The 11,631-nt window shown below is 65.3% G+C and carries 9 protein-coding genes; 7 read left to right on the top strand and 2 right to left on the bottom strand.

The window, feature by feature from the left end; all coding sequences use genetic code 11:
- Positions 1–102: 102 nt before the first annotated feature.
- Positions 103–1,305: a DNA recombination protein RmuC gene (locus C2U70_RS21345; RefSeq protein WP_140980389.1), complete on the bottom strand. Its 1,203-nt coding sequence runs from the start codon at positions 1,303–1,305 to the stop codon at positions 103–105.
- Positions 1,306–1,476: 171 nt separating this feature from the next.
- Here C2U70_RS21345 and def point away from each other — a divergent pair, with 171 nt between their 5' ends.
- The 3 genes from def to truA all read left to right on the top strand — a co-directional run bounded on the left by def (position 1,477) and on the right by truA (position 3,813).
- A complete protein-coding gene (gene def / locus C2U70_RS21340; RefSeq protein WP_140980388.1) occupies positions 1,477–2,004 on the top strand; it encodes a peptide deformylase in 528 nt (175 codons plus the stop codon).
- A 136-nt stretch (positions 2,005–2,140) separates the two neighbouring features.
- On the top strand, positions 2,141–3,076 hold the full coding sequence (gene fmt, locus C2U70_RS21335) for a methionyl-tRNA formyltransferase (protein ID WP_140980387.1): 936 nt from the start codon (positions 2,141–2,143) through the stop codon (positions 3,074–3,076).
- Positions 3,076–3,813 carry a tRNA pseudouridine(38-40) synthase TruA gene (gene truA, locus C2U70_RS21330; protein ID WP_140980386.1) on the top strand — a complete coding sequence of 246 codons (738 nt, stop codon included), beginning with the start codon at positions 3,076–3,078 and terminating at the stop codon, positions 3,811–3,813. Before fmt ends, truA begins: the two co-directional genes overlap by 1 nt.
- 174 nt (positions 3,814–3,987) lie before the next feature.
- Here truA and C2U70_RS21325 read toward each other — a convergent pair whose 3' ends face one another.
- Complete coding sequence (locus C2U70_RS21325) at positions 3,988–5,961, bottom strand: hypothetical protein (RefSeq protein WP_186294395.1); 1,974 nt, start codon at positions 5,959–5,961, stop codon at positions 3,988–3,990.
- A gap of 247 nt (positions 5,962–6,208) precedes the next feature.
- Between C2U70_RS21325 and C2U70_RS21320 the strand changes: the two genes are divergently transcribed.
- From C2U70_RS21320 to pdxA, 4 genes are all read left to right on the top strand, one after another.
- Positions 6,209–8,518, top strand: a complete 2,310-nt coding sequence (locus C2U70_RS21320; RefSeq protein ID WP_140980385.1) for an NADP-dependent malic enzyme — start codon at positions 6,209–6,211, stop codon at positions 8,516–8,518.
- Positions 8,519–8,785: 267 nt separating this feature from the next.
- Positions 8,786–9,238 (top strand): DoxX family protein, encoded by a 453-nt coding sequence (locus tag C2U70_RS21310; protein WP_140980384.1) that lies wholly within the window; start codon positions 8,786–8,788, stop codon positions 9,236–9,238.
- Between the two features lie 79 nt (positions 9,239–9,317).
- Entirely contained in the window at positions 9,318–10,433 is a 1,116-nt protein-coding gene (locus tag C2U70_RS21305) for a four-carbon acid sugar kinase family protein (RefSeq protein WP_140980383.1), read from the top strand.
- Positions 10,430–11,461 (top strand): 4-hydroxythreonine-4-phosphate dehydrogenase PdxA, encoded by a 1,032-nt coding sequence (gene pdxA / locus C2U70_RS21300; protein WP_140980382.1) that lies wholly within the window; start codon positions 10,430–10,432, stop codon positions 11,459–11,461. Before C2U70_RS21305 ends, pdxA begins: the two co-directional genes overlap by 4 nt.
- Positions 11,462–11,631: the final 170 nt, after the last annotated feature.

Below are 11,631 nucleotides of genomic sequence, written 5' to 3'. Positions count from 1 at the left end.
CTCTCCACAGATACGGTGACAACGTGACTCGCGGAGGCTCCCCCTCACCCGGATTGCTTTGCAATCCGGCCTCTCCCCGCAAGCGGGGAGAGGCGAAGAGTGTCACTCCCCCGCCTGAAGCTTCCTCGGGAACAGCTCCGGCGCGCCCGTCGCTACCAACCGCGGTCCCTCCGCCGGCGCATCGCTCTTGCTGAAGTCGAGCTCCTCGATCCGCCCGGCGCGCTTCTCGATTTTGTCGGCGGAGATCAGGATCTGGCGGACGTCTTCGTTGGCGTCGGCAAAATGCTTTTGCAGCTTCAGCACGCGGTCGCGCAGACGGCCGAGATCGTCGCCGAGCTTGATCACTTCGGTCTGGATCTGGTCGGCGGCGTCGCGCATGCGCGCGTCCTTCATGATCTGCTGCATCACCTGGATCGCGAGCATCAGCAGCGAGGGCGACACCAGCACGACGCGGGCGCGATAGGCTTTCTGGATCACGTCGTCAAAACCGTCATGGATCTCGGCATAGACCGATTCCGACGGCACGAACATCAGCGCCATCTCCTGGGTCTCGCCGGTGATCAGGTATTTTTCGGCGATGTCGCTGACATGCTTCATCACGTCGCCGCGCAGCCGCTGGCTGGCGATGCGGCGCTCCTCGTCGCTGCGCGCATCGTGCAGCGCGGTCATTGCTTCGAGCGGAAATTTGGCGTCGATGCAGAGCGGGCGCTGGTCGGGCAGGAACACCACGCAGTCCGGGCGCTTGCCGGTCGAGAGCGTGTGCTGGAACTCGTAGGAGCCCTTGGGCAGACCGTCCTGGACGATCGCCTCCATCCGCGCCTGGCCGAAGGCGCCGCGCGACTGCTTGTTGGCGAGCACGTCGCGCAAGGTCGTCACCTGCGTCGTGAGATCGGTGAGGTTCTTGTGGGCGTTGTCGATGATGCCGAGCCGCTCATGCAGCGCGCGCAGGCTCTCCATGGTGTTGCGGGTGGTGTGCTCCATGGACTGGCCGACGCGGTGGGTCACCGAATCCAGCCGCTCGTTGACCGCGCGCGCCATCTCGGCCTGGCGCCCCGCCAGCGACTGCGCCATGGCATCGACCCGGCCGGAATTCTCGCTCTGGGCGCGCAGCATCTCGCTCAGCCGCTCCTCCAGCTCGTCGGCCCGGATGGCGTTCGCCATCGCGAGTTCCGCAGCCCCCCGGGAGGATTTTGCGATCACCATTGCGATGACCACGAGCAGGATGAGGACCAGCGCACCGAAGCCGATCAGCGCGTCGATCGTGCGCACCGGCCAGTCGCCGAGCAGGAAAATGATCTCATTCATGCCGCTCGTTCTATCCGATTCGCCCACCGGCGCGAACGAATAGCGAACATTTATGGTGAATGGGCGGTTAATTTTTATGGTTAACGAAAAGCTAATTTTTATGGTTAGCGGACCGTTAACGCGTTCCCGCCCGCATTGACCGCTTCCCCCCTGCGGCTTAAATCGCGGCCCATGGCCCTCAGAGAAATCATCATCCTGCCCGACAAGCAGTTGCGTCTGGTCTCCAAGCCGATCGAGAAGGTCACTGCGGAGATCCGCAAGCTCGCGGACGACATGTTCGAGACCATGTACGACGCGCCCGGCATTGGCCTGGCGGCGATCCAGGTCGCGCAGCCCTTGCGTCTCATCACCATGGATCTCGCCAAGCGCGACGAGAACGGCGAGACCAAGCCGATCCCGCGCGTCTTCATCAATCCCGAGATCATCGCTTCCTCGGAGGAGCTGTCGGTCTACGAAGAGGGCTGCCTCTCGATCCCCGAATATTACGAGGAGGTCGAACGGCCCGCAAAAGTGCGCGTGCGCTTCACCGATCTCGACGGCAAGGTGCATGAAGAGGATGCGGAAGGACTCTACGCCACCTGCATCCAGCACGAGATCGATCATCTCAACGGCGTGCTGTTCGTCGATTATCTGTCGAAGCTGAAGCGCGACCGCGTGATAAAGAAGTTCGAGAAAGCCGCCAAGCGCGCGGGGGAGTAGCCACATCCTCCGCCGTCATGCCCGGCCTTGTGCCGGGCATCCACGTTCTTCGGGCCGCGAGCAAGAAGGGCGTGGATGGCCGGGACAAGCCCGGCCATGACGAGTACCTTGCTCGTTCTGAGGATTGTCTCGTCTGATGCCCCTCCGCCTCATCTTCATGGGCACGCCCGATTTCTCGGTGCCGACGCTGCTGGAACTCGTTGCCCACGGCCATGAGATCGTCGCGGTCTACACCCGTGCGCCGAAGCCGGGTGGTCGGCGGGGCCTGCAATTGCAGCCGACGCCGGTCGAGGAAGCCGCGCGAAAGCTCGGCATTCCCGTGCTGACGCCGAAGACACTGAAGACACCGGAGGCGCTGGAGGAGTTTCGCGCCTTCGATGCCGATGCCGCCGTGGTCGTCGCCTATGGCATGATCCTGCCGCAGGCGATCCTCGATGCGCCAAAGCTTGGTTGCTACAATCTGCACGCCTCGCTGCTGCCGCGCTGGCGTGGTGCCGCGCCGATCAATCGCGCCATCATGGCTGATGATGCCGAGAGCGGCGTCATGGTGATGAAGATGGACGTCGGTCTCGACACCGGCGACGTCGCCATGGCCGAGCGTCTGCCGCTCCAGGACAACATGACCGCGGCCGATCTGCATGATCGGCTGTCGCGGCTCGGCGCCGACCTGATGGTGCGCGCGATGGCCGCGCTCGAGCGTGGCGGGCTGCAGTTGATGAAGCAGCCGGAAGACGGCGTCACCTACGCCGCAAAGATCGACAAGGCCGAGGCGCGGATCGACTGGAGCAAGCCGGCGCGCGCCGTGCTGCACCACATCCACGGCCTGTCGCCGTTTCCGGGCGCCTGGGCAGAGCTTGCCGATGTCAGCGAAAATGCGCGCGTGAAAATCCTGCGCTGCCGGCTTGCCAAGGGCGCCGGCGCGCCCGGCGCGGTGCTCGACGAGCACCTCACCATCGCCTGCGGCGACGGCGCGATCCGCATCATCGAGCTGCAGCGTGAGGGCAAGGCCCGTATGCAGGCCGCGGACTTCCTGCGCGGCGTGCCGCTGAAGCCGCCGATGCGGCTGGCCTGATGCCCCGCTACAAGCTCACCATCGAATATGACGGCGCGCCGTTCTGCGGCTGGCAGGTGCAGGAGACGCTGCCCTCGGTGCAGGGCGCGCTGGAGACGGCTGTGAAAGCGATGTGCGGCGTGGACGTGCGCGTCCATGGCGCCGGCCGCACCGATGCCGGCGTGCACGCGATCGGTCAGGTGGCGCATGTCGACGTCGAGAAGCAGTTTCCGAAGGGTCGCTTTCGCGACGGCCTGAACGCGCATCTGCGCCCCGCGCCGATCGCGGTGCTTGAGGCCGAGATCGTGCCTGACACGTTTGAAGCGCGGTTCTCGGCCGTGAAGCGGCACTATCGCTACCGCATCGTCAACACCCGCGCCAATCTCGCGCTCGACCTCGGCCACGCCTGGCGCGTACCCCGCAAGCTCGACACCGACAAGATGCATGCGGCAGCCCAGCGCCTGCTCGGCAAGCACGACTTCACGACGTTTCGCGACACCGAATGCCAGGCCAAGTCGCCGGAGAAGACGCTCGACCAGCTCGACGTTCTCCGCGACGGCCGCGAGGTCGCGATCCTGACCTCGGCGCGCTCCTTCCTGCACAGCCAGGTGCGCTCGATGGTGGGCTCGCTGGTCTGGGTGGGCGAAGGACGCTGGACTGCGGATGATCTCTCTGCAGCACTCGCCGCCCGCAACCGCGCTGCCTGCGGCATCGTCGCGCCACCGGATGGGCTGTATCTGGTGAAGGTGGATTACTGATTCTTTCTTTGCCTCTCCCCGCTTGCGGGGAGAGGCCTCATCGCGTCGAAGATGCGGTGCGGGTGAGGGGGACTCAGCGAGTCCAACTGCATCGTGTTTGCGGAAGCAGCCCCTCACCCCAACCCTCTCCCCGCAAGAGCGGGGCGAGGGGGTGCACCTGTGATTGGGCTTGCCTTACAACCCCGTCGACGCTTCGATCCGAAACTGCGCCAGCGCTGTCGCCGGCTCGACGTTCAACGCATCCATCAACTGCATCACGCCCACCTTGCCGCGCGGCGTCAGCTTGATGACGAGGGTCTGGCCCGAGGTCTCGACGAAGCGGGCGATGGCCTCGACGGCGGCAGCGACCTCGGCATTTGCCCCTGCGATCTCTGCGCCGTTGGTCCTGATCATCTCCGCGATCGTGCCGCGGGCGGCGTCACGGCTGACGCTCTGCCCGCGCGCAAATTGCGCGACCGCGAGATCGACGCCGCCGGCATCGCGCAAGGAGAGTTCGATCGCGCCGGCCTCGATTCGCGTGGCCTGTTGCATCGCCTGCGCCGGATCGGTCGAGAACACTTCGCGCGGCACATTGGCGAGCGCGACGCGGACCTGCGCCTTCAAAATGTTGCCGAGGTCGATCGTCGCCGGCGCCAGCACGAAGGCGCCCGACGATTCCGTCCAGGCCGCGCCGAGATCGACATTGAGCGCGAGCTTGTCGATACCGGCCGCGATCAGCGGCGTCAGCGCCGGATTGGTCGGGTCCGTCGGCACCACCATCTTCGCGACGAAGCTCGCCTTGCTCGGGACCGGTCCGATGAGCTGGCCCCAGGTCAGGCTGAGCGTGTCGATATTGACCAGCTTGTTGGTGGTCTTGTAGGGCGCGACGACGCCCTTGATCTCCGCGCCTTCGAGCACGCGGAACAGGCCGAGCACCTGATCGGGCGTCGGCGTTTGCGTGAGGTTGGCGAACTGCGCCGCCCAGCGCATCAAATTCCCCGTGCTGAAGGATTTGAGCGCAAAGCGCTCGATCCTGACCTGACCCTGCGGTGAGGGGGTATCGAGGCCTTCCAACGCGATCTCGCTTTGGTCGTATTTGATCGCCCTGAGTTTTGTGGCGCCTTGCGGCGTGGTCACCGCGAGCGTGCCGATCTCGGCCTTGCCGACGCGCACGCCCTCATAAATCCCGGCGAGCTTTTCCAGCATCTCGCGGGATTGTGCCGGCGTCGGCGGTGTCGATTGATCCTTCGGCAGCAGCGCGATGATCTCGGCGAGGCGGAATTTGGAGGGTTGAAAGGCGATGTCGTCGACGTTGAGCCCGTCGACCTGGGCGCGCACGCCTAGCGCCGAATTCACCGCAGCATAAGTGCCCATCGACACCTGCTTGTAGACGCGGCGAAAGCTGTCGTCATTGGCCTTCTCCGGATCGAGCACGGCGGCGACCGCCGTCGCGTCGAACTCGTTGACGATCAGATTGGTGATTTCGCCGGTCAGCTTGTCGGGCCGGTTGGCTTGCGCAACGTTGAAGCTGAAGGCCGCGCGGTCCATCTTCGCCGCGTCGATTTTACCGCGATTCATCTTCTCGATCGCCAGGCCCGAATAGGTGATGTCGCCGCTGGCGGGCGCGTTGGAGCCCGGGTTGACTGATATCATGACGGTCGGCGCCACCACCGAGGATGCCGTGACAGCCACGACCTGATTGAGCACAAACCGGTACACCTCGATCAGGGAGTCAGATGCGGGCACGCCCTGCGTGCGGATCGGACCGGTGAAGTCGCGCACGATGATCTGCGGGACCTTGTAGGCGGCCTTCAGATTGGCAGCTCCTGCCGCGCCTTCATAGGCGAACTGCAGGTCCGACACCTCGATGCTGTCGGCCGAAACCCTGTCGTCGTCGATCTGGCGGACACCGGTTGCCTTGATGCCTGATATCTTGACGCTGGTCTGCGCGGCGCGCTCGACCACGATGTCGGCAATGCTCAGCGTCCGCGTCGCCAGGTCGAACGCGACCTTGCCATGGCTCGCCTTGTTGCCGCCACCGGCGCGGAGCTGCTCGAAGGCGGCATCGACCTCGGCCGTGGCACGGTGCTGGACATAGGCGTTGAAGCCGAACCATCCGCCGGCGGCGATGACGACAACGGCGATCAGGCCGATCAGGATGCGCTTCATGTCGTCAGCTCCGGTTGCCGCTCTCGTGCCCAGCAACCTGCCATATTCGCAAAGCCGGCGCCGGTCCAGAGAAAGCTATGGTTTTCAAGTGTTTGACGGTGTGCTCTGTTGATTTCAGCGCAATCGGATATTGCCACCCGGCCGTCGGCCGTGCTTCATCCGGTTTCCATGACCCGGAATACCGGCTGACTGGTGGCCGGGTCCCAAAAAAGTGCTTTGAGGCCGGAAACGCGAGGCGAGACTCCGCATGTCGTCCTATTCTGAAGATCTGCATTCCGCGGCGCTTGCCTATCACCGTCTGCCGCGGCCCGGGAAGCTGGAGATCCAGGCCACCAAGCCGCTCGCCAACCAGCGCGACCTTGCGCTGGCCTATTCGCCGGGCGTCGCCGCCGCCTGCACCGAGATCGCCAACAATCCGGCCGAGGCCGCAACGCTGACGACTCGCGCCAATCTCGTCGCCGTGGTCTCCAACGGCACCGCCGTGCTCGGCCTCGGCAATATCGGTCCGCTGGCGTCGAAGCCCGTGATGGAGGGCAAGGCGGTCCTGTTCAAGAAATTCGCCGGCATCGACGTGTTCGACATCGAGATCGCCGCCGATACGATTCAGCGCGTGGTCGAGACGGTGGCGGCACTGGAGCCGACCTTCGGCGGCATCAATCTCGAGGACATCCGCGGGCCTGAGTGCTTCGAGATCGAGGCGCAGTTGAAGGAGCGGATGAAGATCCCGGTCTTTCACGACGACCAGCACGGCACCGCGATCATCGTCGCGGCCGCCGTCACCAACGCCCTGCGGCTGAACGGCAAGAAGCTGTCCGACGTCAAGATCGTGACGTCGGGGGCTGGCGCCGCTGCGATCGCCACTCTCAACCTGCTGGTCTCGATGGGCGCACAGCGCAAGAACATCTGGGTCTGCGACATCGACGGTCTCGTCTATGACGGCCGCAACACGCAGATGGACCGCTGGAAGGCGGTCTATGCCCAGAAGACCGATAAGCGCACGCTCGCCGACGTCATCGGCGGCGCCGATATTTTCTTGGGCCTCTCGGCACCGAACGTGCTCAAGCCCGAGATGGCCAAGGAGATGGCGGAGCATCCGCTGATCATGGCGCTTGCGAACCCAAACCCGGAGATCATGCCGGAAGAGGCGCGTAAAGCGCGTCCCGACGCGATGATCTGCACCGGCCGCTCCGACTATCCGAACCAGGTCAACAACGTCCTCTGCTTCCCCTTCATCTTCCGCGGCGCGCTCGATGTCGGCGCCACCGCCATCAACGAGGCGATGAAGCAGGCCGCGGTCGAGGCGATCGCGCAGCTTGCGCGCGAGGCGCCGTCGGACGCCGTCGCGCAAGGCTTTGACGCCGGCGAGACGCAGGGCTTCGGGCCGGGCTCGCTGATCCCGAGCCCCTTTGATCCCAGATTGATTCTCCGCATCGCGCCGGCGGTGGCCAAGGCGGCGATGGAATCGGGCGTGGCGACGCGGCCGATCGCCAATTTCGACGATTACGCCACCCAGCTGATGCGCTTTGCGTTCCGCTCCGGCCTCGTGATGAAGCCGATGTTCGCCAAGGCCAAGACGCAGCCGGTGCGGGTGATCTATGCCGAAGGCGAGGACGAGCGCGTGCTGCGCGCCACGCAAGTCGTGCTCGAGGAGAAGCTGGCGCGGCCGATCCTGGTGGGCCGTCCGACGGTGGTCGAAGCGCGCATCAAGCGCTTTGGCCTCTCCATCAAGCCGGGCTCGGATTTCGACCTCGTCAATCCCGAGGACGATCCGCGCTACCGCTCCTATGTGCAGTCCTATGTCGAGGTCGCCGGCCGCCGCGGCGTGACGCCGGAGGGCGCCCGCACCGTGGTGCGCACCAACAACACGGTCATCGCGGCGCTCGCGGTGATGCGCGGCGAGGCCGATGCCATGCTGTGCGGCGTCGAGGGCCGCTACATGAGCCATCTGCGCCATGTCCGCGAGATCATCGGCTTCTGCCCGGGGATCCACGAATATGCCGCGCTGGCGCTGATGATCACCGCCAAGGGGGCGCATTTCATCGCCGACACGCAGGTGCGGCCGAACCCGAGCGCCGAGGAGCTCGCGGAAGTGGCGGCGCTCGCGGCGATCCACGTCCAGCGCTTCAACCTGAAGCCAAAAGTCGCCTTCGTGTCGCATTCCGATTTCGGCAGCTACGACACCGATTCATCGCGCAAGATGCGCCGGGCGACCCAGTTGCTGCAGGAGAAGCATCCGGAGATCGAGGCCGACGGCGAGATGCAGGCCGATACCGCGCTGTCGGGCCTCGCCCGCAAGCTGGTGCTGCCGCATTCGCACCTGGAAGGCGAGGCCAACATTTTGATCATGCCGACGCTGGATGCCGCCAACATCGCCTACCAGACCATCAAGGTGCTGGCCGACGCGTTGCCGGTGGGCCCGATCCTGATCGGTCCGGCGCGCCCCGCACACATCCTCACCCCCGGCGTCACCGCGCGCGGCATCCTCAACATGACCGCAGTCGCCGTCGTCGAAGCCCAGGAACGCGCCGCACGGCAGCAGCCGACGCTGTTTACGTAAGGTGCGCTGTTCTTCGCCTCTCCCCGCTCGCGGGGAGAGGCCGGATTGCATCGCAGATGCAATCCGGGTGAGGGGGACTCTCCGCGAGTTCGTCTCTCACGATTTTTGCGGAGGCAGCCCCTCACCCCAACCCTCTCCCCGTAAGAACGGGGAGAGGGGGAAGCACGATTTCATCAACACGTTCCGGATTTCCCCGTTTGTAAACGCCTGCGGGACTCAGCATAATCGCTCCTGCGTCCCGCTTTTGCCTGAGCCAAGAGGCCGACCATGCCAGCGTTCGTTACCTTCGGGCGAATCCTGTTCGCCGTGCTGTTCATCTACACGGGCGCCACGAAGCTGTTCGCTATCCAGGCCACCGCCGATTTCATCGCCACCAAGGTCACCGTGCCCGAGATGGTCACGCCCTACACCCAGCAGGTGGAGCAGGCGACGGGGATGTCGACGCCGCAACTCCTGGCGATCGCGGTCGGCGCGCTCGAGATCATCGCAGGCCTGATGATCGCGCTCAATTTCGGCGCGCGCTTCTTCGCCATGCTGCTCATCATCTACGTCGCGGTCGCGACCGTGCTGTTCTACGATTTCTGGAATCAGGTGCCGCCCGAGAACGGCAAGATGCTGGTCGACGCGCTGAAGAACCTGTCGATCATCGGCGCGCTCTTCATGATCATGGGCTACGGCCGGGCGACTCGGCCGGTCGAGGCGGCCTACGGGGACGTCTAGCGCGTTTTCGAGCGAAGTGGGTCCGGTTCGCCAAGGCGCCGACGATCTGTTGGCTGTGGCACCCCAGAAGGAGGCCCGTGTGAGGCCATCGCTCCGCCTTCTCGCTGACGATCTGACCGGTGCGCTGGATACGGCCGCCGAGTTCGTCGGCCTGTGCGGACCGTTTCAGGTGACCTGGGCGGAGGCGCTGCCTTCAAATCGTCCTGCCTGCCTTGCGGTCGACACCGGTACGCGGGAGCGCGACAAGGCGGACAGCATTGCGATCGTCGAGCGCCTGGCGCCGCTGCTGGCCGACGGCGATATCGCCTACAAGAAAGTCGACAGCCTGTTGCGCGGTGCCTGGGCGGCCGAGCTCGGCGCGACCTTGCGATCAGGCCCCTGGATGTCCTGCATCGTGGCCCCGGCCTTCGCCTATCAGGGCCGCCGCACCCTTGGCGGCCAGCAATATGCCCGCGCGCAGGACGGGAGCTGGTTGCGGGTTGGCGACAATCTGCTGGCGCAGCTCGCCGCCGAAGGTCTTGATGCGCAATCAGGCCGGTTCGACGCTGATCTTCCGCCGGGGATCAGCGTGTTCGATGCCGAGAGCGAGGCTGATCTCGATCGCATCGTCGCCATCGGCCGCCGCGCATCGCAGCCGGTGCTGTGGTGCGGCAGCGGCGGGCTCGCCGGCGCGCTCGCGCGCGACAGCGATGCATCCGCTCCGTCGTTCCTGCGCAAGCCGGTGCTCGGGCTGTTCGGATCGGACCAGCCTGCGACATCAGCGCAGCTTGCGGCTTGCGGCGACGCCGTCATTGCGCTTGCGGAAACGGACGAGGACAATGCCGGACTGGTTCGCCGCAAGCTCGGTCGCGAAGGCGTGGCGCTGGTGAAGTTCGACCTCGCGTCAGGTCTGTCCCGCGCTGAGGCGGCGCGCCGCATCGCGCGCGGACTGAATTCGCTGACATCGGCGCTGGAGCCGCCGGGCACGTTGATCGTTGCCGGCGGCGAAACCCTGCGCGCCACATGCGCCGCACTCGGCGCGCGTGCTCTCGAGGTGACCGGCCGCATCGTGCCGGGCCTGCCATGCTCGACCCTTCGCGGCGGCCGCTGGGACGGCGTGGCTGTCATCTCGAAATCCGGTGCCTTCGGCGCGCCCAACCTGTGGCGCACGCTGTTGCAGGACAATCAATTGATCATCGAAAGACAAAACACATGACCCATCCGCATCTGGCCATCACCATGGGCGATCCCGCTGGCATCGGTCCGGAGATCATCATCAAGGCCTGTGAGAAGCTCAAGTCGCGGATCGAGGCCGGCGATCTCCGGCTGCTGATCATCGGCAGCGGCGCGGCGCTGAAGAACGCCGCCGCGCAACTCGGCGCAAAGCTCGATATCCCCGAGGTGCGCGCGGCGGACAAGGACTGGCCGAACCTCTGCTTCCTCCAGGCCGATGACGAAGGCGATCCGATCAAGCCGGGCAAGCTTTCCGCCGACGGCGGCCGCTTCGCCTTCAAGGCGGTGGAGCAGGGCGTGCGCCTGACCCAGGCGGGCCGCATCGGCGGCATCGTGACCGCTCCCCTCAACAAGGAAGCGCTCAACAAGGCCGGCTATCATTACCCCGGTCATACCGAGATGCTGGCCGAGCTCACGGGCGTGAAGGGCTCGGTGATGATGCTCGCCCACGGCAACATGCGTGTCAGCCATGTCTCGACCCATGTCGCGCTTCAGGACGTGCCGAAGCGGTTGACGCCGGAACGGCTGCGCTATGTCATCGATCTCACCGACAAGGCGCTGCGCGGCCTCGGTATCGAGACGCCAAAAATCGCCGTTGCCGCGCTCAATCCGCATGCCGGCGAGGGCGGTCTGTTTGGACGGCAGGACATCGACGTCTCGGAGCCGACCATCGCGAAGGCGGTTGCCGATGGGTTGAACATTGTCGGCCCGGTGCCGGGCGACACCGTGTTCGTCAAGCTGCGCGCGGGCCAGTACGACGCCGTGATCGCGATGTATCACGACCAGGGGCACATCCCGGTCAAGCTGCTCGGCTTTGAGGTCGATCCCGCCACCGGCCGCTGGCAGGAGCTGTCCGGCGTCAACATCACGCTGGGCTTGCCGATCATCCGCACCTCGGTCGATCACGGCACCGCCTTCGACATCGCCGGCAAGGGCATCGCCAATGAGCGCAGCATGATCGAGGCGATCGAATATGCCGAGCGACTGGCCGCCGGCAAGGCGCGCGCCTGATACGGGTCCGGGAATCTATGTGACTGAGATCACAGAATAAAATTTGCTTTCGGGCACGCTCCAAGTACTCTGATCACATTGCTGATTTGGGGCTGGTATGGGCGCGTTTCGGGTTTTCCTAATCATTTTTGCCGTCTGGCTCGGCTGCGGTCCGGCGATGGCCGAACGGC

The organism is Bradyrhizobium guangdongense, assembly GCF_006483445.1.
In the GTDB taxonomy this organism is placed as follows: domain Bacteria; phylum Pseudomonadota; class Alphaproteobacteria; order Rhizobiales; family Xanthobacteraceae; genus Bradyrhizobium; species Bradyrhizobium guangdongense_A.
The sequence above is the reverse complement of the archived record's forward strand: the minus strand, read 5'-3'. Positions and strand labels throughout refer to the sequence as shown.

What these genes read in the sequence shown, in the direction of transcription:
- def (WP_140980388.1), top strand. Translation starts at nt 1,477, where the DNA reads ATGGCCCTCAGAGAAATCATCATCCTGCCCGACAAGCAGTTGCGTCTG.
- pdxA (WP_140980382.1), top strand. Translation starts at nt 10,430, where the DNA reads ATGACCCATCCGCATCTGGCCATCACCATGGGCGATCCCGCTGGCATC.
- C2U70_RS21345 (WP_140980389.1), bottom strand. Translation starts at nt 1,305, where the DNA reads ATGAATGAGATCATTTTCCTGCTCGGCGACTGGCCGGTGCGCACGATC.
- C2U70_RS21310 (WP_140980384.1), top strand. Translation starts at nt 8,786, where the DNA reads ATGCCAGCGTTCGTTACCTTCGGGCGAATCCTGTTCGCCGTGCTGTTC.
- truA (WP_140980386.1), top strand. Translation starts at nt 3,076, where the DNA reads ATGCCCCGCTACAAGCTCACCATCGAATATGACGGCGCGCCGTTCTGC.
- fmt (WP_140980387.1), top strand. Translation starts at nt 2,141, where the DNA reads ATGCCCCTCCGCCTCATCTTCATGGGCACGCCCGATTTCTCGGTGCCG.
- C2U70_RS21320 (WP_140980385.1), top strand. Translation starts at nt 6,209, where the DNA reads ATGTCGTCCTATTCTGAAGATCTGCATTCCGCGGCGCTTGCCTATCAC.
- C2U70_RS21325 (WP_186294395.1), bottom strand. Translation starts at nt 5,961, where the DNA reads ATGAAGCGCATCCTGATCGGCCTGATCGCCGTTGTCGTCATCGCCGCC.